We start from the raw sequence: 21,117 nt of genomic DNA on the forward strand, positions 1-21,117 counted from the left end.
CCCCGCACCGGGTCCGTCCGCTCTCGGACCCTGCGGGCCGGCCCCGTCCCCGCCCGCCGGTCCCGCCCCCTCGGCACCGGCGGGCGGGGACGACCTCGTCGCCCGGCCGCTCAGCAGTCGAAGGACGCGTCGACCCGGACCGGCGGGGCGTCGGACCCGGCCGGCGGCACGAGCAGCGCCGCACGGACCTCGGTCCGCCGCGGGGTCAGCGTGATGACCGGTGTCGCGTCCCCGACGTACTCGACGCTGCGGGTCGGCTCCCCCTCGACGGTGAGCGTGATCTCCGCGACGTTCGGGCCGGTGACGTGGACGACGAGCACGGCGCCCTTCTCCAGGGTCGACGTGACGGTCCGGACGTCGTGGGCGAGCTCGCACGTGCCGGTCACCGAGCGGATCACCCTGTCCGTCCCGTCGTCCCCCGTGACGGTGCCGCGGGTGCGGTAGGTGCCGACCCGGGTCCCGCCGCCCCACGCGGGCTTCTTCGTGCGCGTCGTCGGCGACGCGGCGGCCGAGGCCTCCTGCACCGTCGCCTCGTCGGAGGGCGGGGCGGTCGCGTCGTCCGTGGACGTCTCCGCGGCCGGCTCCGCGGCCGTCCCGGTGGCGGTCACGGTCTGCGGGTCGGACATCGAGACCTCGAGCTCGCGCGAGCACCCGGCGGAACCGAGCACCGCGAGCAGGACGGCAGCGAGCACGAGGGGGCGGACCGCCGTCCGCCCGGGTCCTGCCATGATCATGTCGCCTCCCCGGGGCCGCATCCTGCCATGCCGCGACGGGGGCACCGGCATCGGCCGGTGCCCCCGTCGCGGGTCGCGGTTCGGCGTCAGCAGGTGAAGGTCGCCTCGACCGACACCGTGCCGCCGTCCCCGGCGAGGCGCGCACCGCGCAGGACCGTCCGCCCGGGGGTGAGGGTGACGACGGAGCCGCCGTCGCCGTTGAAGTCGGCCTCCCAGGTCCCCGCGGTGCCGTCGAGGGTGATCGTCGACTGCGGGGCACCGTTCGTGTCGACCGTGAGCACGTACCCGTCGGGCAGCTCCGCGACGACGGTGCGCTGGTCGGAGTTCACGTCGCAGGTCGCCGTGACGGGTCCGCTCCACGTCACCTCACCGCCGAGCGTGACCCGGCCGGTGACGCCGAAGGTGCCCTGCCGGGACCCGCCCGACCCGTCCGACCCGTCCGTGGCCTGCACACCGCCGTCCGACCCGACGCTGACCCCGGCGCCGGACCCGTCGGTCGCCTGCACACCGTCGGAGCCCACGCTCACGCCCGCACCCGCCCCGTCGGTGGCCTGCACGCCGTCCGGCCCGACGGTGACGCCGGCACCGGACCCGTCGGTGACCGTGGTGCCGCCGGACCCGACGCTGACGCCGGCGCCGGAGCCGTCGGAGACGGTGACGCCCTCGTCGCCGAAGGAGACGCCCGCCCCGCCGCACGCGGTGAGGCCGAGGGCGAGCAGGGCGGTGCCGGCGAGGAGCGGGAGGCGGTGGAGCGTCATGATGATCGTGCCCTTCCGGACCGTCACGGTCCTGGCGAGTGCTGCTCTGTCGACCGCCCCCTCGGCGGTCCGGCAGGTACGAGCGGCCGGGCGGCGGAAAAGTTCACGGGGATTGACGCGGCGCCCGCGGACTCGCCAGGATCTGCCCCAGAGCGCACCAGGGCGCCTCCTGTCCGCGGCAAGCACCGAGTGCACCTGGGGAGCACCACCCCCGTCGTACGGACCCCTCTTGCGGTCCCGACTCAGCGGACACGGGATCTGCCGCAGGAGGCAGCCATGAACGACACCGCCACGCCCGTCACCGAGCCCGTGACCGAGCCCGTCACCGAGCCCGTGACCGAGCCCGTCAGCGGGCACGACCACGCCCCGGACGACGCCGCGCACGACCACGACCACAGCCGGCACACCGGGGACGTCGTCCCGCTGCCGGGCAACCCGGACCTCAAGCAGCTCGCGACCCAGGCCAAGGACCTGCGCCGGGGCGTACGGCGCGGGGTGCCGGACGACGTCGCGACCGTCGCCAGGCACCACCCGCGCGGCGCCGAGCTCACCGCCACCTCGGCGGGCCGGGCCGCGCTGACGCTGCGGGACGCGCAGGTCGCGCTCGCCCGCAAGCACGGCTTCGAGGGGTGGCAGGCGCTCGTGCAGAACGTCGGCCGGGCGCGCGTCGAGGAGCGCGACATGCACCGCTGGTTCGGCGTCGAGCTGAACAACGAGGTGTGGTCTCTGCTCGGCGACGGCATCACGCCGGACAGCCCGCAGGACGACAAGGAGCTCGTGCTCTACGGCGCCTACGCGTCGGCCCGGCACTGGCGCGAGTGCGGCAACGCCGCGAACGCGGCCCGGGCCGAGCACGCGATCGCCCGGGCGGCGCTCGCGGTCGGCGAGCCGGACGTCGCGCTGCGGCACGCCCGGCGCTGTCTCGCGCTCGTCGAGGCGAACCCCGACGTCACGTCCGACTGGGACGCGCCGTTCGCGTACGAGGCGCTCGCCCGCGCCCTCGCGGCGACCGGGGACGTCGAGGCGGGCCGGGCCCACCGGGAGACCGCCGTCCGGCTCACCGCGGCGTGCGCCGACCCTGGCGACCGCGAGGTGCTCGAGGCCGAGCTCGCCCGGGCGCCCTGGTTCGGGCTCGACGCCTAGCCTGCCGCCGCGACGGTTCGCCCGCCTGGCGACCAGCAGCTCCACGACCCGCCCGGATGTCACCGATGCGCTGTGTCGGTGGCGTCCGGGCGGTGGAACGATGGGGGCATGACGACGTCCCCCGACGACCTCCTCGCCCTCGACGCGGTCCTCACCGACGACGAGCGCGACACCGCCAAGACGGTCCGCGCGGTGCTCGACGAGCACGTCCGCCCGAACGTGGGCCGCTGGTACGTCGACGGCTCGCTGCCGGCGCGGGACCTCGCCCTGCTCTTCGGCGAGCTCGGCCTGCTCGGCATGCACCTCGAGGGCTACGGCTGCGCCGGGACGACCGCGACGATGTACGGCGTCGCGTGCCGCGAGCTCGAGGCGGTCGACGGCGGGATCCGGTCGCTCGTGTCGGTCCAGGGGTCGCTCGCGATGTACGCGATCCACGCCTTCGGCTCCGAGGAGCAGAAGACCCGGTGGCTGCCGGAGATGGCCGCCGGGCGCGCGCTCGGCTGCTTCGGCCTCACCGAGCCGGACGCCGGCTCCGACCCCTCGTCGATGCGCACCAGGGCCCGCCGTGACGGCACCGGCGAGGCCGCGGACTGGGTGCTCGACGGCGCGAAGATGTGGATCACGAACGCTCCGGTGGCCGACGTCGCCGTCGTCTGGGCGAAGACCGAGGACGGCGTCCGCGGGTTCGTCGTCCCGACGGACAGCCCCGGCTTCAGCGCCCCCGAGATCGGGGACAAGCTCTCGTTGCGCGCCTCGGTGACGGGGCAGATCGTGCTCGAGGGCGTCCGGCTGCCGCACGACGCGGTCCTGCCGGGCGTCGTGGGCCTCAAGGGCCCGCTGTCCTGCCTCACCGAGGCCCGGTTCGGGATCCTCTGGGGTGTCACCGGCGCCCTGCGGGACAGCCTCACGGTCGCGCTCGAGTACGCCGCCACCCGGGTGCAGTTCGACCGGCCGATCGCCGGCTTCCAGCTGACCCAGGCGAAGTTCGCGGACGCCGAGGCGGCCTACGTGAAGTCGGTGCTCCTCGCGCTGCACATCGGCCGGGTCAAGGACGGCGAGGTGCCGGGCGCGCGGCTCACCCCGGAGATGATCAGCCTCGGCAAGATGGACAACGTGCGGACGGCGCTCGAGGTCACCCGGACGCTGCGCTCGGTCCTCGGCGGGTCGGGCATCACCGCCGACTACTCGCCGCTGCGGCACACGACGAACCTCGAGACGGTGCTCACGTACGAGGGCACCCAGGAGGTGCACCAGCTCGTCGTCGGGAAGGCGCTCACGGGGCTCAACGCGTTCTCGGGCTGAAGGATCGCGGGCAGGCCGATGAGACTGCGGTGCTGGCCCGGTCCACCGACACGTCCCCACTCCGCACCGAAGGGTCCCCCGCGATGGCGAAGCTCGTCTCCACCCTGTTCGTCTCGGCCGACGGCGTCGCCGAGATCGACCCGGCCTGGCACTTCCCGTACTTCGACGAGAACATGGGCCGCGCGGTGAGCGAGGACTACGACACCGCGGACGTGCTGCTGCTCGGCCGGGAGACGTACGACAGCTTCGCCGGCGCGTGGCCAGGCCGGGAGGCCGCGGGCGGTGACGACGCGGGCTTCGCCAAGCAGCTCGGGGACGTCCGCAAGGTCGTCGCGTCCCGCAGCCCCCTCGCGTTCACGTGGCGCGGCTCCGAGCAGCTCGAGGGCGACCTCGTCGAGGCGGTCACCGCCCTGAAGGCCGACCCGGGCGTGCGCGGGATCCTCGTGCCCGGCTCGATCTCCGTCGTCCAGCAGCTGCTCGCGGCGGGGCTCGTCGACGAGCTGCGTCTGCTCGTGCACCCGGTCGCCGCCCGGAAGGGCCGCCGGCTCTTCGACGACGGGGACGCGCCCTACCACCTGTCCGTCGTCGCGACCGAGGCCTACCCGACCGGCGTCATCCGCGTCGTCTACGCACCGACCGAGCCGCCGGCCCCGGCGGGGTACGACGACATCACCGACCAGGTGCCCGCTGCCGGCTAGGCGTCGTCCTGCGGCGGCTCCGTCTCGACCGGCCCGGCGTCCGACGCTGCCAGCCACCGCTGGTGCGCCTCCCAGGCGGCCTGCCGGCTCGTCCCGAGCGCGGCGCCGATCGCCGTCCACGACGCGCCCGCCGCCCGCGCCGACCGCACGGTGAGCTGACGCCCGTAGGCCGCCTTCCGGGTCACCACCTCGCCGAGCGCCAGCAGCTCCAGCGCCTCGTCGGTCCGCAGCTGGTCCCGGTAGACGCCGGGACCCGGCAGGACGCCGTCCGCCGCCAGCTCGTCCCGCGTCACCGCGAACGACTCCTTGCGACGGAGCAGGTCCAGCCGCGAGACCGCGGTCGCCAGGGTGTGCTCGCGCTCCAGCGCGTCAGGCGTCATGCGGTCATCCTTCGTCAAGACGCCCTGACGTGCATCCCCGGTGACCTCAGGGTCGTGGCGTCACCCGCCGAGCGGTGCGGTCCCGGCGACGGCGAGGCCACCGAGGGCGACGGCACCGAAGCGGACGGTCCTCCCGGCGAGGGTGCACCCGGCGAAGAGCAGCGGCCCGGTCCGGCGGATGCCGGCAGCGACGCTCGTCGCGGCGAGCGGCGGCAGGCCGACCGACGCGCTCGCGAGCAGCACCCCGGCTGCGGGCCAGGGCCGGTCCAGCAGCTCCGCCGTCCCCCTGCACCACGCAGCGAGGCGGGCGCGGGCCCGCGCTGGCCGGCCGGCCGGGCGCCGCGGCGGCCGTCGCGGCCTGTCCCGGCCCCCTGCCCAGCACCGTCCCCGTCGGGCCGCCGCGAAGAGCACGCACTTGCCGACGGTCTGCCCGACGGCGAGCGCGAGCGCGCAGGCCAGGCCGACCGGCCCGGTGACGACGGAGACGACGGCGGCGAGGTACACCTCGGCCGTGACGACGGGGACCAGCGCGGCGACCACGCCGACGACGAGCGCCGACGCGACCGCGACGACGGCCGGGTCCATCAGCCCGCCCTGTCTGACGGCCCCGCGCGTCGCTCGTCGAGCAGCCGGACCGTACGTGCCAGGGACCAGACCTTGACCGCCGCGACTCCGAGCGCCGCGGAGCTCGCCAGGACGGGCGCCCCGGACAGCACGAGCAGGACGACGGCCGCGGTGTTGAGCGCCTTCGCCGGCGGCGACCAGTTGAGCCGGTACAGCAGTCGGTCGACCAGGTGCATGTCGTTGGGGCTGTCGACGTCCCAGAGCAGGAACCCCAGCGACAGCATCGTGTCGAGCACGCAGAACTGGACGAGGAAGAGCGTCAGCGGGACGGCGGTCTCCGGTCGCTGACCGACGAAGACGACCGCGAGCATCGTCGTGCACGCCCGGTCGCTGACGATGTCGAGGACGGCGCCGTGCCGGGTCGTCTCGCCGCGCCACCGGGCGACCGCACCGTCGGCCATGTCGCCGACCCAGTACACGAGGTACCCGGCGACGAGCAGGGTCATCGCCGCCGGCCACGCCCCCCGCCCGGCGCCGCCGTCCCCGGCGCGGCCCGCGACCGCGACCGCGGCCGCGGTCGCGAGCCCCATGGCGGCCGCGGTCCGGACGAGCGTGATGAGGTTCGGGGCCGGTGGCAGACCCAGCAGGAGCCGGCCGGTCCGGGGCCGGCCGACGGGGGCCGGCCGGCCGGGCAGCGTCGTCGTTCGCATCAGTTCCCCCCTCGAAGTACCGACCCGGACGACGCTTCGGACCCGTTGCGTCCCAAGGCGTCCCACCACGGACGGACCGCGCGTGCCCCCATGGGCGGACCCGTCAGGCGGTGCGCAGGCTCTCGACGGACATCGCCTCGGCGAGCGGACGGCGCAGGAGCCGCTGGGCCCCTGCCGCGCCGAGGGCCGCGGCGCCGCCGGCGACGAGCACCGCGACGACGACGGCACCGAGCGCCGCGGGCACCACCCAGGCCCGGCCGCCACCCTCGGCGACGGCGAACCACCCGCCGAGCAGGGTCGCGCCCACGACGGCGCCGCCGACCGCCGGCAGCACAGAGACGGACCTCAGCTGGGTGCGGACCACCCGGACCACCGTGGCGGGCTCCGCGCCCAGCGCGACGAGCGCCGCGGTCGGACGCCGCGCGTCGAGCACCTGCTCGGAGGCGCCGACGACGAGCGACAGCGCCGCGACGACCGCGGCGAGCCCGATCGCGGCGAGGGCGGTGAGGATCCCGCCGCCGAAGAAGGCGAGATCGTAGGGGTCGGTCCGGCCGCTGAGGAAGATGCCGATGACGTCGCTCACCGCGAAACCCACGGCGAGCCCGACGGCGAGGAGCACCCCGGCGACGCGGCCGGGGGTTCGCGGGTCCGCGATCAGCCGACGGCCGGCGAGCACCGCGACCGGGTTCCCCCGACGGACATGGCGCCGTCCGACGGCGACGACGATCCACGGCCCGGCGGCGACGGCGGCCGCGACGAAGACCAACGGCAGCACGAGGACCACGACCCCGGCCGCTGCACCGTTCGGGGCCAGGAACAACAGCACCAGACCGAGCACGAGGACGCCGAGGATCACCGCTGTCGTCGTGGCGGACGAGCGGCTGAGCGGGCGCGCACGACGGCGCGAGAGCCCGAGCGCGTCGACCGTGCCGACGTCCGCGGCGCGCCGGGCGGCGAGCACCGCCGCGACCACGACGAGGACGGCGACGACCGGCCAGCCGACGACGAGGGCCGCGGCGGGGGTCGGAAGCAGCCGCCAGCCGCTGGGCGGCAGCACCCCCAGGAGGAGCCAAAGCCCGAGGTAGGCGGGCAGGCCCGCCACCCCGGCGACGAGCCCGGTGCCGCGGACCTCGGCCGCGGCGATCCGGCGCAGGTCGGCAGAGGTCGCCCCCTGCAGCCGCAGCGCCGCGAGGCGTCGCTCCCGGGCCGCGCTGCCGAGCCGGACGACCTGCAGCGCGAAGACCGCGAAGGGGACGACGAGGAGCAGGGCCGCGACGACGACGCCCGGGCGCAGCCCGGACTCTCCGACGTAGGGCGCGAGACCGGAGGTGTCCGGGACGAGGCGGCCGCCGAAGCTGAAGTCGTCGATCGGCTCCGAGACCCCCGGCGGGGAGGTCACCGTGTAGCCCCCGCCGCTGTCCACGCAGACCGTCGAGCCGCCCGGCGTCCGCAGGCACTCCGGACCGGCCAGACCGAAGGTCGCGACCGCGACCGCGGCGAGCAGGAACGCGGCGCAGCACGTCAGCGCCGCCCCGAGCAGCCGACGCCGTCGTCGCTCGGCCGGGTCCCCTCCGACCGACCGGGCGACGACGGCCGCCGCGCTCCGCGCCCGGGCCGCGGCGCCCCGGGTCACCGCAGCACCGCCTCGGACGCCACGGTGCCGTCGACGAGCCGGACCTCGCGGTCGGACCTCGCGGCGACGGTGTTGTCGTGCGTCACGATCACGAGGCTCGCACCGCGTTCCCGGACCGCCGCGACGAGCAGCCCGAGCACCTGCCGACCGGCGAGCGTGTCCAGGCTGCCCGTCGGCTCGTCGGCGAAGACGACGCTCGGGCCGGTGACGAGGGCGCGCGCCACCGCGACCCGCTGCGCCTCACCGCCCGACATGTCCGAGGGCATGGTCGCCGCGACGTCCTCGGCGCCGCAGCGCTCGAGCCAGTCCAGGGCGAGCCGGCGGGCGCCGTCCGCCGGGTGGCCGTCGAGCAGCAGCGGGAGCGCGACGTTGTCGACGGCGGTGAGCTCGGGGACGAGCTGGCCGAACTGGAGCACGATGCCGACCTCGCGACGTCGCAGCAGGGCACGCTCGTCCTCGGTGAGCCGGGCCAGGTCACGGCCGAGCAGGGTGACCGTGCCCGCCTGAGGCACGAGCAGCCCGGCCGCCGCGTGCAGGAGGGTCGACTTGCCGCAGCCGCTGGGGCCCGTCACCGCGACCACCTCGCCGGCGTCGACGCGCAGGTCCACCCCGCGCAGCGCGACCGTGCGCCGGTAGGCGTGCTGGACGCCGTGCGCCTCGAGGACGGCACCGGCGGGCACCGGCACGGTGGCCGCGAGGTGGTCCGGCGGCGGGGTTCCGGGCAGATCGCCCGGTGTGCTCGGCGGGGTCATGCCCGGCTCCTGTCGTCGGAGTGGTCGTCTGGGCTGTCGTCGGACTGGTCGTCTGGGCTGTCGTCGGAGTGGTCGCCGGCCGCGACGTGGTGGAGCAGCTGGACGGGCGCGGCGGCACCGTCGGTCGACACGTACCCGGCCGCGACCTCGAGCCACCGCAGGTCGGCGTCGAGGTGCGCGACCGCGTGCTCGACGACGAGCCGGCTCGTCGGGTCCGTCGCGGGCGTCTGCTCGAGCGCCCGCATCCGTCGCAGGTGCGCCGCACGCTGCCGGGCCACGAAGCCCGCCGGGTCGAGGCCGAGCCGGAGCGCGGCCACCGTCTTGCGGATGAGCTCGTCGGCTCCGGGCGCCGCCGGCTCCGCGGGCTCGGCGACCCAGGCAGCCAGCCGGGCCCGGCCGGCCGGCGTGATCTCGTAGACGGTGCGCTCCGGACCGCCACCGGTCTCGGTGTGCGCGACCGCGGCGAGCCCGTCGCGCTCGAGCCGCGCGAGCGTCGCGTAGACCTGGCCGAAGGCGAGCGGCCTGCCCTGGTCGAACCACGTGTCGTGACCGCGCTTGAGGTCGTACCCGTGGGCCGGCCCGCGCGACAGCAGCGCGAGGACGACGTCGGCTGTGCTCATGCCGATGACTATACACACGATGTATTCATTCAGTGAATACCTAGGGTCCGCCCCGACCGATGCGCCACCCGTGCACGGTGGGGACCGGACGGGTGACGACGCCGGCACCGGAGAGCGGGCCGCATCAGCCCGGCCCGTCCGGTCCCGGCATGTTCTGTCCCGGTTCCCGGCCCCCGCACGGGGCATCGCATCACGTTCCGTTACGCCATCCCGGTATCACTCGGTCAGCGACTGTCACGCATGGTGATGCTCAGCCATTGTTGTTCATGGCAGGCGACACACCGCCGGCCAGAGCGAGCAACGATCCGTCAGGTGCACATGGTCGCCCCGCGCACTCAGCGCAGGACCTGACGGGGAGCTAGTGGCGAACCCCCCGCTCTCGACCGAACGAGACCGTAGGGGGTCCATTCCATGTCCGTCTTCACCCGCGCCACCCGTCCCGCCGGCCGTGCCCGTCGCACGCTCCTCGTCGGTGCCGGCACCGCCGTCGTCCTCGTCGGGGGCGTCGCCGCGGCCCAGGCCGCGATCGTCTCCAACAACGTCATCACGGCGTGCCTCAAGACGTCGACCGGCACGATCCGGGTCATCGACACCGCCACCCAGCGGTGCGTCACCGGCGAGAAGGCGATCGCCTGGAACCAGAAGGGCGTCAAGGGCGACACCGGCGCGACCGGCGCCAAGGGTGCGACCGGCGCGACCGGCGCCAAGGGTGCGACCGGCGCGCCCGGCGCGACCGGCNGGCGAGACCGGCGCGACCGGCGCCCAGGGCGACCAGGGCCTCCAGGGCGACCAGGGCCCGAAGGGCGAGAACGGCGGCCCCGGCATCCAGGGCGAGAAGGGCGACACCGGCGCGACCGGCGCCCAGGGCGAGCAGGGCCTCCAGGGTCTGCAGGGTCTGCCGGGCGAGAAGGGCGACACCGGCGCGACGGGCGCCCAGGGCGAGCAGGGCCTCAAGGGTCTCCAGGGCCTGCCGGGCGAGAAGGGCGACACCGGCGCGACCGGTGCGCAGGGCGAGCAGGGCCTCCAGGGGCTCCAGGGCCTGACCGGTGAGACCGGCGCCCAGGGCCTGCAGGGCGAGGTCGGGCCGCAGGGTCCGCAGGGCGAGACCGGCCTGCAGGGTGCGAAGGGCGACACCGGCGCGGCGGGCGCCCAGGGCCTCAAGGGCGACAAGGGTGACACGGGCGCGACCGGTGCCCAGGGCCCGAAGGGTGACACCGGCGCCACCGGTGCGAGCGGCGCCAGCGGCGCCAGCGTCGTCAGCAACAGCTCGAACTCGACGAGCGTCACGGCCACCTGCCCGTCCGGCAAGGTCGCCCTCGGCGGCGGCGGCAGCAGCTCGAGCCAGCGCACGATGACCATGTCGTTCCCGGTCGTCAACGGGTCGAACCAGGCCACCGGCTGGACGGTCCGCTTCGACAGCTCCAGCAGCAGCAACACGGCGTACGTCATCTGCGCCGCCTGATCCCCGGCCCTACCCGGGGCGCATGACGAAGGGCCCGCCGGTCTCGCGACCGGCGGGCCCTTCCGCGTCGTCCGGGCCGGGGCGGTCAGCCGCGGCGCAGCACCGGGGCGAGGGCGTCGAGCACGCTCGCGTCCTCGATCGTGCTCGGCACCGTCGGCGTCTTGCCGTCGGCGATCTCCCGCATCGTCTTGCGCAGGATCTTGCCGGAGCGGGTCTTCGGCAGCGCGGCGACGACGTCGATGTCGCGCAGCGCCGCGACGGCGCCGATCTGGTCGCGGACCGCCTGCACGAGCTCCTTGCGCAGCGTCTCGGGGTCGGCCTCGACACCCGCCTTCAGGACGACGAAGCCCCGCGGAACCTGGCCCTTGAGCTCGTCGTGGACGCCGACGACGGCGCACTCGGCGACCATCGGGTGCCCGGCGAGGACGGCCTCCATCGAGCCCGTCGACAGCCGGTGCCCGGCGACGTTGATGACGTCGTCCGTGCGCCCCATGACGTAGAGGTAGCCGTCGGCGTCCTTGAAGCCGCCGTCACCCGTGAGGTAGTACCCCGGGTACGCCGAGAGGTAGCCGCCGACGTAGCGCTCGTCGTCGTTCCACAACGTCGGCAGGGTGCCCGGCGGCATCGGCAGCTTGATGCAGATGGCGCCCTCGGCGTCCGGACCGAGCTCCTCACCGTACTCGTTCAGCACCTGCACGTCGTAGCCCGGCACCGCGACGGACGGCGACCCGGGCTTGGTCGGCATCGGCTCCAGGCCGCGCAGGTTCGCGCAGATCGGCCAGCCGGTCTCGGTCTGCCACCAGTTGTCGACGACCGGGATGCCCAGTTTGCTCGAGGCCCACTCGTAGGTGTCCGGGTCGAGCCGCTCGCCGGCGAGGAAGAGCGTGCGCAGCGACGAGACGTCGTAGCGCGCGAGGTGCTCGGCGTTCGGGTCCTCCTTCTTGATGGCCCGGAACGCGGTCGGCGCGGTGAACAGCGCCGCGACCTTGTGCTCGCTGACGACCCGCCAGAAGGCGCCCGCGTCGGGGGTCCCGACCGGCTTGCCCTCGTAGAGCACCGTCGTGGCCCCGAGGAGCAGCGGCGCGTAGACGATGTAGGAGTGGCCGACGACCCAGCCGACGTCGCTGGCCGCCCAGAACACCTCGCCGGGGTTGATCCCGTAGACGTTCGACATCGACCAGTGCAGCGCCACCGCGTGCCCGCCGTTGTCGCGGACGATGCCCTTGGGCTTGCCGGTCGTGCCGGACGTGTAGAGCACGTAGAGCGGGTCGGTCGCCTCGACGGGCACGCACTCGGCGGGGTCGACGGCACCGGGCCGCATGACCGTGGCCCAGTCGACGTCCCGCTCCCCCATCTCGGCGACGACCTGCGGTCGCTGGAGGATGACGCAGCGGTCCGGCTTGTGGGTCGCGAGCTCGATCGCCTGGTCGAGCATCGGCTTGTAGGGGATCGTCCGCGACGGCTCGATGCCGCACGACGCCGAGACGATGACCTTCGGCGTCGCGTCGTCGATCCGGATCGCCAGCTCGTTCGGCGCGAAGCCGCCGAAGACGACGGAGTGCACCGCGCCGATCCGGGCGCAGGCGAGCATCGCGACCGCGGCCTCGGGGACCATCGGCATGTAGACGACGACCCGGTCGCCCTTCTCCACCCCGAGCGCCCGGAGCACCCCGGCGAACCGCGCGACCTGGTCGAGGAGCTGGGCGTACGTGATGACCTTCTGGGTGCCGGTCACCGGGGAGTCGTGGATGATCGCCGGCTGGTCGCCGCGGCCGTGGACCACGTGCCGGTCGAGCGCGTTGAAGCACGTGTTGAGGACGCCCCCGCGGAACCACCGGTAGAACGGCGGGACGTCGTCGTCGAGCACCCGCCCGGGTTTCCTGATCCAGTCGATGCCTGCTGCGGCGTCGCCCCAGAATCCGGCCGGGTCCTCGATGCTGCGGCGGTACGCGTCCGCGTAGGCGCCGTTGCCCTGGGTCGTCATGGGTGCATCGTCGCGGCTGCGCCGCCCCGCGTCGAGCGGCACCCCGTGGCGCGCGACGACGGGGCGCGCGCGTGCGACGAGCGGCGGGCCCCGTCACGGTCCACCGGGACCAAGGTCGGGGCCGCCGTCCGGCCGTCGTGACACCGGCGACACCGGCGACGTCGGCGACACCGGTCAGCGGACCGGGTGGATGTCCGGCCTCGTGTCGCCGACGGGGTCCGGCACGTCGGCGGCGGTGAGGTCGACCATCGGCGCCCCGACGACGGGCAGGTCGGTGAGGGTGTCCACCCGCTCCGTCGGTGCGGCGGGCAGCAGCGGCGGGGGCACGTCGGCCGGCGGTGCCGCGGGCCGACGGGCCCGCCGCCGTGCCGCGACGGTGCCGAGCCCCGCGAGGACGACCACGACGAGAACGGTGAGCGCCGCCGACCCCCAGCCGGGCCACCACACGCCGACCTGGGTGCGCCAGTCCTTGATCGGGCCGCCCTGCGGGAGCAGCACCGTGGGTGCGCTGCCGAGGTCGCGCCCGGACAGGGCCGTGACGACCCAGCCGCGGGCCGGCGCGGTCCGGCCCTCGAGCGCGGGCAGGGAGGAGGGCAGGGTCCGTGCGTTGTCGACCGTGAACGTCGGGACGCTGCTGCGCGCGCTCCCGGACGCCGCCGGGCCGGCGAGCGACTCCGAGGCCGCCTCGGCGGTGCCGGTGGCGTCCGCCGTGTCGGCGAGGTCGTCCGCCGTGGGCAGCGCGAGGTCCGGCTGGGCCGGCGCGAGCACGCGCGGCGCGACCGCGAGGAGCGTGACCCCGCCGGTCGTGGCCGGCCACGCCGTGGACGGCACGAGCGGCGTCGACGTCGCGAAGTCGATCGCCACCGGGCCGACGACGGTCGAGGGCGTCGACGTCGTCACCGTGACGACCTGGACGGTCCAGCCGAGCCGGCGGACGTCCCGCGCCCAGACCCGGGTCGCGGCGTCGTCCTCGAGGCCCGCCGCGCGGGCGGCGGCGAGCACGGCCGTCTGCCCGGACAGCCGGCCGGCCCGGACCCCGGACACGGTCGTGCCCGTCGGGGCGAGCGGGGCGGCGAGGTGGTCCCGGGCGCGGGCGCCGTCGTCCGAGAAGAGCAGCCACGGGTGCGTGACGACCCAGCGGTCCCGCGGCCTGGCGGCGTCCGCGACCTGGGCCAGGGTGCCCGCGGCGAGGGTCGTCGTCCGCGCCCTGGCCGGGGTCGCGACGAGCCAGCTCACCCGGGTCACGGGGCTGTCGAACCGCCAGCGGACGGCGGCTGTCTCCCGGGTGCCGTCCCAGACCACGAGCAGGTCGGTGCCCGTCACCCGCGGCGTGCCGCGGGCCGCGGCAGGCGCGGCGGAGCCCACGAGGGCGGTGACGACGAGTGTCGCGAGACAAGCGACGAAGGCGGTGACGCGTCCCCCCAGACTGCGTCGGCCTGCGACCGCGCAGCGTTGTTGCATGCCGTCATCCTCGTCGTTCCGGGGCCGCGATGTGGCCCGGACGCGCCAACTCACGGACCCCTGCGGCAGGCTGGTGCCGTGAGCTTCGACCCGGCCGCGCTGCCGACCGCCGTCCGCACCTTCCTCACCGAGCGGCACCTCGCCACGCTCACGACGCTGCGCCCCGAAGGGAGCCCGCACGTCGTCGCCGTCGGGTTCACCTGGGACGACGCCGCGCGGGTCGCACGGGTCATCACGAGCCGGGGGTCGGTCAAGGTGCGCAACGCGTCCCGGGGCGGCCGGGCGGTCGTGTGCCAGGTCGACGGGCGGCGCTGGCTCGCGCTCGAGGGGGTCGCGTCGGTACGCGACGACGCTCCCGCCGTCAGCGACGCGGAGGAGCGCTACGCGGGCCGGTACCGGCGGCCGCGGGAGAACCCGGAGCGCGTCGTCATCGAGATCGCGGTGGACCGGGTGCTGGGCTGGGTGCCGCCCGAGGAGCAGGCCGGCTGACGGTCAGACCGTCGCGACGACGAGGAGCTCGACGACCCGGTCCAGGAACGCGTCGACCGCCGCCTCGCGGTAGCCGCGCGACCCGCGCCGGCTCTTGAAGACGGCCAGGCGCACCGAGTCCGGCGGGAGCGGGCGGCCCATCCCGAACGACTCCTCGATGCGGCGGCACAGCTCGTCCACCTGGTCGGGGTCGTAGGTGAGCTCGAGGCCGGAGCCTCGCGGGAAGCGCTGGCCGTCGGGGCGGGCGAGCTGCGCGCGCAGCGACTGCTCCTGGGTCCGCAGCTGGCTCTGCCAGCCGGAGGACCCGGCGCGCTCCTCGCCGCGCTGCTTCTCGCGACGGGCGAACGCGTCCTCGATCCGGTCCAGGGCCGCGTCGACCGCCTCGACGTCGTACCCGCCGCGGACGAGGTCGAAGCCGACGGTGCGGACGTGCCATGACGTCATGGCGGGGCCGCGGCCGGCGTCCTCGTAAGCGGCGCGCGCCCGGGCGAGGAAGGCCTCGACCTGCTCGACGTCATAGCCCTTGGCCATGCGGCTCGCATGCGGGAACGTGTCGGTCACCCGATGATTGTGCATCATCACGGGCCCGGGGTCAGGTGCCCTGAGGTCCCCCGGGGTCCACCGTTCGGCTGATCGCGGCGCGTCGCAGGCACTCCCGTCGCGGCGTGTCACGGCGTGTCGCCGGGCGTGTCGCCCCGTGCACCCGGTCCGGGAGGGCCGGTCAGCCCGCGGTCGCGGCGAGCTGCCCGCAGGCCCCGTCGATCTCCCGCCCGCGCGTGTCGCGCACCGTCGTCGGGACGCCGTGCGCCCGCAGCCGGGCGACGAACTCGTCCTGGACCCGCGGGTCGCTCGCGGTCCACCGGGAGCCGGGCGTCGGGTTGAGCGGGATCGGGTTGACGTGCACCCAGCCGCGGCCGCGCTGGTTGAGCAGCGTGCCGAGCCGGTCGGCCCGCCACGCGTGGTCGTTGACGTCGCGGATGAGGGCGTACTCGATGCTCACCCGGCGGCCGGTCGCCCGGAAGTACCCGTAGGCGGCGTCGAGGGCCGCGGCGACGCTGAACCGGGTGTTGATCGGCACGAGCTCGTCGCGCAGTTCGTCGTCCGGTGCGTGCAGCGACAGGGCGAGCGTCACCGGGAGGCCCTCACCCGCGAGCCGCTCGATCGCCGGGACGAGCCCGACGGTCGACACGGTGACGCCGCGCGCCGACATCCCGAGCCCGTCCGGGCGCGGGTCGGTGAGCCGGCGGACGGCGCCGACGACCGCCCGGTAGTTCGCGAGCGGCTCACCCATGCCCATGAAGACGACGTTCGAGACCCGGGCCCGGCGCAGCGCGCGCTCGGCGGGCGTGCCGCCGTCCTCGTCGTCGCCCTCGCCAGACTCGTCGGACTCGTCGCCGAGCCCGAGGGTGGCCGCGGTCGTCGCGCCAGGGAAGGCGCCGGCGTCCGGGACGCCGTCCGCGGTACCGGCCGGTGCGCCGTGCGCGAGACCGCGGGCGGCCGAGACGACCTGCTCGACGATCTCGGCCGTCGACATGTTCCTGGTGAGCCCGGCCTGGCCCGTGGCGCAGAACGGGCAGTTCATCCCGCAGCCGGCCTGGCTCGACACGCAGACGGTCGCCCGCTGCGGGTAGCGCATGAGGACGCTCTCGACGAGCGCCCCGTCGAAGAGCTTCCAGACGGTCTTGACCGTCGCCCCGCCGTCGCACTCGAGCACCCGCACGGGCGACAGCAGCGACGGCAGGAGGTCACCGACGAGCCGGTCCCGCGAGGCCGCCGGCAGGTCGGACATCTGCGCGGGGTCGGCGACGAGCCGGTCGAAGTAGTGCACGGACAGCTGCTTGGCCCGGAACGGCTTCTCCCCCAGCGCCGCGACGGCCTCCCGCCGCTCGCCGGCCGTGAGGTCGGCGAGGTGCCGTGGCGGCTTCGGCCGGCGCGGGGCCGCCATCTGCAGCTCGCCGGGCCGCGGGCGGACGGCGGCCTCGGTGGCGTCGGCGAGCCCGGTGGCGTCGGCGGGGGCCCCGGCGGGCACGGTCTCGGGGGCGGTGTTCTCGATGGACATGAGGCGTCCAGTCTCTCATCGCCGCCCCGTCCCGCCTCGCCACGGTGCTCGCTCTGCCCTCACCAGCGAGCCAGGAGCGTCGACCCGCGCAGACCCGGGAGCCGGATCGCGCCGCAACGCAACCACAAGTGCCCGTCGGACGCCGGAAACCGGCCAGGCACGCTCGTTCTGTATGCGCTGTGGTCATGGAGCAGGCCGCCGACCGCTGGCCGCGCCACAACGTCGACGTTGCTTCGCGACACGCCGCACCGGTCCCGGCGTTTCGCGAAGCAACGTCGATGCTGTGGCGCGCGACCGTCACCGGCCCGGCCCCGCCGGCGGCGAGCACCGCCAGGGACCGTTCACCGAACGCTCACCCGCCGGCAGGACGTTCGTCGGCGCGTCCGGTGGCAGGCTGCCGAGAGGGTGGAACCGTTTGCGGCAGACGGTCGGTCACCCACCGACGCGAGGAGGGGCGGAGCGCCATGTCCACCAGGGAGAGCACGAACGGCACCGCGTCCGGCGGCGACGCCCCGGAGAACGCCCCGGAGAACGCCCCGGCGGCCGCCGACGGGTCGCCGTCCGGCACCCCGGGCAGCCCGGACGGCGGGCCGCAGGCGATCCAGGGGCACGAGGAGTCGCCGCTGGCGCACGTGACGCACGAGCCGTACCTGTACGGCGCCGACCTGGCCGCGCTCGACGCCTGGTGGCGGGCCGCGAACTACCTCTCGGTCGGCCAGATCTACCTCACGGACAACCCGCTGCTGCGCGAGCCGCTCGTCGCCGAGCACGTCAAGCCGCGCCTGCTCGGGCACTGGGGCACGACACCGGGCCTGAACTTCGTCCACGCGCACCTCAACCGCACGGTGCTCGACCGCGACCTCGACATGATCTACGTCTACGGCCCCGGCCACGGCGGCCCCGGCGCGGTCGCGGCGGCCTGGCTCGACGGCCGGTACAGCGAGGTCTACCCGCGGATCACGCAGGACGAGCCCGGGATGAAGCGGCTCTTCACGCAGTTCTCGTTCCCCGGCGGCATCCCGTCGCACGTCGCCCCCGAGACCCCCGGCTCGATCCACGAGGGCGGCGAGCTCGGGTACGCGATCTCGCACGCGTTCGGGGCGGCCTTCGACAACCCCGACCTCGTCGTCGCGTGCGTCGTCGGCGACGGCGAGGCGGAGACCGGCCCGCTCGCGACGTCCTGGCACAGCAACAAGTTCCTCGACCCGGTCGGGGACGGCGCCGTGCTGCCGATCCTCCACCTCAACGGCTACAAGATCGCCAACCCGACGGTGCTGGCGCGCATCCCGGAGAGCGAGCTGCTCGCCCTCCTCACCGGGTACGGCTGGGCCCCCGTCATCGTGTCCGGCGACGACCCCGAGGCGATGCACCACGCGTTCGCCCGCGCGCTCGACGGCTGCCTCGACGACATCCGCCGGATCCAGGGCGAGGCCCGCCGCGGTGGCGCGACGCTGCGGCCGCGCTGGCCGATGATCGTGCTGCGCTCCCCCAAGGGCTGGACCGGCCCCGCGGAGGTCGACGGCAGGAAGAGCGAGGGGTCCTGGCGGTCGCACCAGGTGCCGTTCGCCGACACCCGCAAGAACCCCGAGCACCTCGCGCTCCTCGAGCAGTGGATGCGGTCGTACCGGCCCGAGGAGCTCTTCGGGGACGACGGGACGCCGGTCGCGCTCGTCCGCTCGCTCTCCCCGGACGGCGGGCGGCGGCTGTCCGCGAACCCGCACGCGAACGGTGGTGAGGTGCTCCGCGAGCTGCGGATGCCGGACTTCCGCGACTACGCCGTGGACGTGAAGGAGCCCGGCACCGGGGCCGTCGAGTCGACGAAGGTCCTCGGCGACTTCCTCCGCGACGTCATGCGGGACAACCTCGACCAGCGCAACTTCCGGGTCTTCGCCCCGGACGAGAACAACTCCAACCGGCTGCAGTCGCTGCTCGAGGTGACGCCGCGGGCCTGGACCGCCGAGACCGTCGAGGGCGACGACAACCTCGGCATCGGCGGCCGGGTCATGGAGATCCTGTCCGAGCACACGTGCCAGGGCTGGCTCGAGGGCTACCTGCTCACCGGCCGGCACGGCTTCTTCTCGTGCTACGAGGCGTTCATCCACATCGTCGACTCGATGTTCAACCAGCACGCCAAGTGGCTCAAGACGACCCGCGACATCCCGTGGCGCCGTCCGGTCGCGTCGCTGAACTACCTGCTGACGTCGCACGTGTGGCGCCAGGACCACAACGGCCTCAGCCACCAGGACCCGGGGTTCATCGACCACGTCGTCAACAAGAAGGCCGACGTCATCCGGGTGTACCTGCCGCCGGACGCGAACACGCTGCTCTCGGTCGGCGACCACTGCCTGCGCAGCCGCAACTACGTCAACGTCATCGTCGCGGGCAAGCAGCCGGCCCTGCAGTACCTGACGATGGACGAGGCGGTCGTCCACTGCACCAAGGGGATCGGCATCTGGGAGTGGGCGAGCACGGACGCCGGCGAGGAGCCGGACATCGTCTTCGGGTGCGCCGGCGACGTCCCGACCCAGGAGGCGCTCGCGGCGGTCGACATCCTCCTCGGCTTCTTCCCCGACCTGAGGATCCGGTTCGTCAACGTCGTGGACCTCATGCGTCTGCAGGACGACCGCGAGCACCCGCACGGCCTGTCCGACACCGCGTTCGACGCGCTCTTCACCAAGGACACCCCGGTCGTGTTCGCCTACCACGGCTACCCGTGGCTCATCCACCGGCTCACGTACCGGCGGACGAACCACGCGAACATCCACGTCCGCGGGTACAAGGAGGAGGGCACCACGACGACGCCGTTCGACATGTGCGTCATGAACCAGATCGACCGCTTCCACCTCGCGATGGACGCCCTCGACCGGCTCCCGCAGCTCGGGGACCGCGCGGCGCACTACCGCCAGCAGCTCCAGGACCAGCTCATCCGGCACCGGCAGTACACCCGGACGATGGGCGAGGACCTGCCGGAGGTGTCGCAGTGGATGTGGACCCGCGGCTCCGGCGACGAGGCGGGCGATCGCCGCCCGACCAGCACGGACGCCGTGAGCGCGGCCGCCGCGACGGCGTCCGACTGAGCCGGAGGGGGCGGCTGCGGCCGACAGGCCCGCGGCTGCCCCGGCCGGTTGGCAGACTGCGGGCCGTGATGGACGAAGACCGGTTCTGGGAGCTCGTCGCGGTGCTCGGCGGCCGGGCGGACGCGGAGTCGTGCCACCGGCTGTACCTGGAGCTGAGGCGGACGGACACCGACACGGTCGTCGCGTTCGGCCAGCGGCTCCACGAGGTGCTGCACCGGCTCGACCTGCGGTCGATCGCCGCCCAGCGATGGCGCGCCGCCCAGGAGCCCTGGTGGATGCCGCGGATCCCGGGGATCAGCGCCGACGGCTTCCTCTACGCACGCTGCGCGGCCGTGGGCGAGGGGCGCGCGACGGTCGAGGCGGTCCTCGCCGACCACCGGCTGTTCAAGCGCCGCTGGGACATGGACGGCGAGTTCCTGCTCGGCGTCGTGCCGGAGGCCTACGCGGGCTGCTCCGGGCGCGACTGGTACCACGACCACCACGGGCGAGCCGACCTGCTCGACTACGAGACCGGCTCGAACCCGGACGGCGGCTGGCGTCGCGACGGCTTCCCGGCCGGCAACCCGCAGTAGGCGTCAGAGCGCGATCGGCGGGACGAGCACGAGCAGCAGCAGGTAGGCCAGCGGCGCGGTCGGCAGGAGCGAGTCGAGCCGGTCCATGATGCCGCCGTGCCCGGGCAGCAGGTTGCCCATGTCCTTGACGCCGAGGTCGCGCTTGAGCAGCGACTCGGAGAGGTCGCCGAGGGTCGCGCTGACGGCCGCCGCGGCGCCGACCGCGAGACCGGCCCACCACGGCCCGTCGAGCAGGAGGACCACGGTGCCCACCCCGGCCGCCGCACACAGCACGACCGACCCGGCGAAGCCCTCCCAGGACTTCTTCGGGCTGACCGTCGGTGCCATCGGGTGCCGGCCGAAGAGCACGCCCGCGGTGTAGCCGCCGACGTCGTTCGCGACGACCACGACGACGAAGACGATGACCCGCATCGGGCCGTCGTCCGCGGCGAGCATGAGCATCGCGAAGCCGGCGAGGAACGGCACGTAGGCGGCCGTGAAGACCCCTGCCGTGACGTCCTTGACCGCACCGTCGAAGCCCTCGATGACGCGGTAGAGCAGCACACCGAACGCCGTGAGCACGAACGCGACCATGAGCCCGGGCGGGCCGGCGACGAACGCGGAGACGAGCATCCCCACGGCGCCGACGGCGAGCGGCGGGACCGGGACGACGATGTCCTTCTCGCGCATCGCCGTCGCGATCTCCCACACCGCGACGACGGCGATGCGCGAGAAGGACA

General features: G+C 74.8%; 19 protein-coding genes and 1 pseudogene. 7 read left to right on the forward strand and 13 right to left on the reverse strand.

The genetic code is table 11. The features are described 5' to 3' along the window. Positions 1 to 110 precede the first annotated feature (110 nt). Together EDJALFJO_RS12985 and EDJALFJO_RS12990 are read right to left on the reverse strand one after the other, a co-directional pair. Positions 111 to 734: a hypothetical protein gene (locus tag EDJALFJO_RS12985; RefSeq protein WP_088285848.1), complete on the reverse strand. Its 624-nt coding sequence runs from the start codon at positions 732 to 734 to the stop codon at positions 111 to 113. A gap of 86 nt (positions 735 to 820) precedes the next feature. After that, positions 821 to 1,492 (reverse strand): hypothetical protein, encoded by a 672-nt coding sequence (locus EDJALFJO_RS12990; RefSeq protein WP_143448548.1) that lies wholly within the window; start codon positions 1,490 to 1,492, stop codon positions 821 to 823. A 276-nt stretch (positions 1,493 to 1,768) separates the two neighbouring features. On the opposite strand from EDJALFJO_RS12990, the gene EDJALFJO_RS12995 reads away from it, so the two are divergent. From EDJALFJO_RS12995 to EDJALFJO_RS13005, 3 genes are all read left to right on the forward strand, one after another. Further along, positions 1,769 to 2,635, forward strand: a complete 867-nt coding sequence (locus EDJALFJO_RS12995) for a hypothetical protein (protein ID WP_088285852.1) — start codon at positions 1,769 to 1,771, stop codon at positions 2,633 to 2,635. Positions 2,636 to 2,743: 108 nt separating this feature from the next. After that, entirely contained in the window at positions 2,744 to 3,937 is a 1,194-nt protein-coding gene (locus EDJALFJO_RS13000; RefSeq protein ID WP_088285854.1) for an acyl-CoA dehydrogenase family protein, read from the forward strand. Between the two features lie 83 nt (positions 3,938 to 4,020). After that, on the forward strand, positions 4,021 to 4,635 hold the full coding sequence (locus EDJALFJO_RS13005) for a dihydrofolate reductase family protein (protein ID WP_088285856.1): 615 nt from the start codon (positions 4,021 to 4,023) through the stop codon (positions 4,633 to 4,635). Here the strand turns inward: EDJALFJO_RS13005 and EDJALFJO_RS13010 are convergent. The 6 genes from EDJALFJO_RS13010 to EDJALFJO_RS13035 form a co-directional block, all read right to left on the reverse strand. After that, a complete protein-coding gene (locus EDJALFJO_RS13010; protein ID WP_088285859.1) occupies positions 4,632 to 5,015 on the reverse strand; it encodes a hypothetical protein in 384 nt (127 codons plus the stop codon). The genes EDJALFJO_RS13005 and EDJALFJO_RS13010 overlap by 4 nt on opposite strands. Positions 5,016 to 5,075: 60 nt before the next feature. Beyond that, positions 5,076 to 5,600 carry a hypothetical protein gene (locus tag EDJALFJO_RS13015; protein ID WP_088285861.1) on the reverse strand — a complete coding sequence of 175 codons (525 nt, stop codon included), beginning with the start codon at positions 5,598 to 5,600 and terminating at the stop codon, positions 5,076 to 5,078. Next, the gene (locus tag EDJALFJO_RS13020) at positions 5,600 to 6,289 is read right to left on the reverse strand and encodes a CDP-alcohol phosphatidyltransferase family protein (RefSeq protein ID WP_088285863.1); all 690 of its coding nucleotides are present in this window, start codon (positions 6,287 to 6,289) and stop codon (positions 5,600 to 5,602) included. Before EDJALFJO_RS13020 ends, EDJALFJO_RS13015 begins: the two co-directional genes overlap by 1 nt. A 103-nt stretch (positions 6,290 to 6,392) precedes the next feature. Further along, positions 6,393 to 7,922 carry a hypothetical protein gene (locus EDJALFJO_RS13025; RefSeq protein WP_088285864.1) on the reverse strand — a complete coding sequence of 510 codons (1,530 nt, stop codon included), beginning with the start codon at positions 7,920 to 7,922 and terminating at the stop codon, positions 6,393 to 6,395. Then, positions 7,919 to 8,674 (reverse strand): ABC transporter ATP-binding protein, encoded by a 756-nt coding sequence (locus EDJALFJO_RS13030; protein WP_088285866.1) that lies wholly within the window; start codon positions 8,672 to 8,674, stop codon positions 7,919 to 7,921. The genes EDJALFJO_RS13025 and EDJALFJO_RS13030 overlap by 4 nt, the downstream gene beginning before the upstream one ends. Continuing rightward, on the reverse strand, positions 8,671 to 9,294 hold the full coding sequence (locus EDJALFJO_RS13035) for a PadR family transcriptional regulator (RefSeq protein ID WP_088285868.1): 624 nt from the start codon (positions 9,292 to 9,294) through the stop codon (positions 8,671 to 8,673). Before EDJALFJO_RS13035 ends, EDJALFJO_RS13030 begins: the two co-directional genes overlap by 4 nt. A 411-nt stretch (positions 9,295 to 9,705) precedes the next feature. Between EDJALFJO_RS13035 and EDJALFJO_RS35595 the strand changes: the two are divergent. After that, a pseudogene (locus EDJALFJO_RS35595) lies at positions 9,706 to 10,032 on the forward strand (collagen-like protein); the annotation flags it as partial. An 809-nt stretch (positions 10,033 to 10,841) separates the two neighbouring features. Here EDJALFJO_RS35595 and EDJALFJO_RS13045 read toward each other — a convergent pair. Next, the gene (locus EDJALFJO_RS13045) at positions 10,842 to 12,740 is read right to left on the reverse strand and encodes a propionyl-CoA synthetase (protein ID WP_088285870.1); all 1,899 of its coding nucleotides are present in this window, start codon (positions 12,738 to 12,740) and stop codon (positions 10,842 to 10,844) included. 174 nt (positions 12,741 to 12,914) lie between these two features. Further along, positions 12,915 to 14,063 (reverse strand): hypothetical protein, encoded by a 1,149-nt coding sequence (locus EDJALFJO_RS13050; RefSeq protein ID WP_143448549.1) that lies wholly within the window; start codon positions 14,061 to 14,063, stop codon positions 12,915 to 12,917. Between the two features lie 216 nt (positions 14,064 to 14,279). Here EDJALFJO_RS13050 and EDJALFJO_RS13055 point away from each other — a divergent pair, with 216 nt between their 5' ends. Then, entirely contained in the window at positions 14,280 to 14,690 is a 411-nt protein-coding gene (locus tag EDJALFJO_RS13055; RefSeq protein WP_088285874.1) for a PPOX class F420-dependent oxidoreductase, read from the forward strand. Between the two features lie 3 nt (positions 14,691 to 14,693). Here the strand turns inward: EDJALFJO_RS13055 and EDJALFJO_RS13060 are convergent, their stop codons facing one another. Together EDJALFJO_RS13060 and rlmN are read right to left on the reverse strand one after the other, a co-directional pair. Continuing rightward, positions 14,694 to 15,251, reverse strand: coding sequence for a DivIVA domain-containing protein (locus EDJALFJO_RS13060; RefSeq protein WP_158220420.1), 558 nt, complete (start codon positions 15,249 to 15,251; stop codon positions 14,694 to 14,696). Between the two features lie 160 nt (positions 15,252 to 15,411). After that, positions 15,412 to 16,749, reverse strand: coding sequence for a 23S rRNA (adenine(2503)-C(2))-methyltransferase RlmN (rlmN, locus tag EDJALFJO_RS13065; RefSeq protein ID WP_088285878.1), 1,338 nt, complete (start codon positions 16,747 to 16,749; stop codon positions 15,412 to 15,414). 464 nt (positions 16,750 to 17,213) lie between these two features. Between rlmN and EDJALFJO_RS13070 the strand changes: the two genes are divergently transcribed. Together EDJALFJO_RS13070 and EDJALFJO_RS13075 are read left to right on the forward strand one after the other, a co-directional pair. Next, entirely contained in the window at positions 17,214 to 19,826 is a 2,613-nt protein-coding gene (locus EDJALFJO_RS13070; protein ID WP_088285879.1) for a phosphoketolase, read from the forward strand. Positions 19,827 to 19,894: 68 nt separating this feature from the next. Next, positions 19,895 to 20,398, forward strand: coding sequence for a DUF4240 domain-containing protein (locus EDJALFJO_RS13075; RefSeq protein WP_088285881.1), 504 nt, complete (start codon positions 19,895 to 19,897; stop codon positions 20,396 to 20,398). A 3-nt stretch (positions 20,399 to 20,401) separates the two neighbouring features. On the opposite strand, the gene EDJALFJO_RS13080 is transcribed toward EDJALFJO_RS13075, so the two are convergent. Beyond that, on the reverse strand, positions 20,402 to 21,117 hold a 716-nt coding region (locus EDJALFJO_RS13080), incomplete at its 5' end, for a phosphatidate cytidylyltransferase (RefSeq protein WP_198950254.1).

Source organism: Kineosporia sp. A_224, from assembly GCF_002198655.1.
Lineage (GTDB): Bacteria > Actinomycetota > Actinomycetes > Actinomycetales > Kineosporiaceae > R-H-3.

Coding starts and splice junctions, on each gene's coding strand:
- EDJALFJO_RS13000 (WP_088285854.1), top strand. CDS start 2,744: ATGACGACGTCCCCCGACGACCTCCTCGCCCTCGACGCGGTCCTCACC.
- EDJALFJO_RS13030 (WP_088285866.1), bottom strand. CDS start 8,674: ATGACCCCGCCGAGCACACCGGGCGATCTGCCCGGAACCCCGCCGCCG.
- EDJALFJO_RS12995 (WP_088285852.1), top strand. CDS start 1,769: ATGAACGACACCGCCACGCCCGTCACCGAGCCCGTGACCGAGCCCGTC.
- EDJALFJO_RS13075 (WP_088285881.1), top strand. CDS start 19,895: ATGGACGAAGACCGGTTCTGGGAGCTCGTCGCGGTGCTCGGCGGCCGG.
- EDJALFJO_RS12985 (WP_088285848.1), bottom strand. CDS start 734: ATGATCATGGCAGGACCCGGGCGGACGGCGGTCCGCCCCCTCGTGCTC.
- EDJALFJO_RS13045 (WP_088285870.1), bottom strand. CDS start 12,740: ATGACGACCCAGGGCAACGGCGCCTACGCGGACGCGTACCGCCGCAGC.
- EDJALFJO_RS13035 (WP_088285868.1), bottom strand. CDS start 9,294: ATGAGCACAGCCGACGTCGTCCTCGCGCTGCTGTCGCGCGGGCCGGCC.
- EDJALFJO_RS13005 (WP_088285856.1), top strand. CDS start 4,021: ATGGCGAAGCTCGTCTCCACCCTGTTCGTCTCGGCCGACGGCGTCGCC.
- rlmN (WP_088285878.1), bottom strand. CDS start 16,749: ATGTCCATCGAGAACACCGCCCCCGAGACCGTGCCCGCCGGGGCCCCC.
- EDJALFJO_RS13070 (WP_088285879.1), top strand. CDS start 17,214: ATGTCCACCAGGGAGAGCACGAACGGCACCGCGTCCGGCGGCGACGCC.
- EDJALFJO_RS13010 (WP_088285859.1), bottom strand. CDS start 5,015: ATGACGCCTGACGCGCTGGAGCGCGAGCACACCCTGGCGACCGCGGTC.
- EDJALFJO_RS12990 (WP_143448548.1), bottom strand. CDS start 1,492: ATGACGCTCCACCGCCTCCCGCTCCTCGCCGGCACCGCCCTGCTCGCC.
- EDJALFJO_RS13020 (WP_088285863.1), bottom strand. CDS start 6,289: ATGCGAACGACGACGCTGCCCGGCCGGCCGGCCCCCGTCGGCCGGCCC.
- EDJALFJO_RS13015 (WP_088285861.1), bottom strand. CDS start 5,600: ATGGACCCGGCCGTCGTCGCGGTCGCGTCGGCGCTCGTCGTCGGCGTG.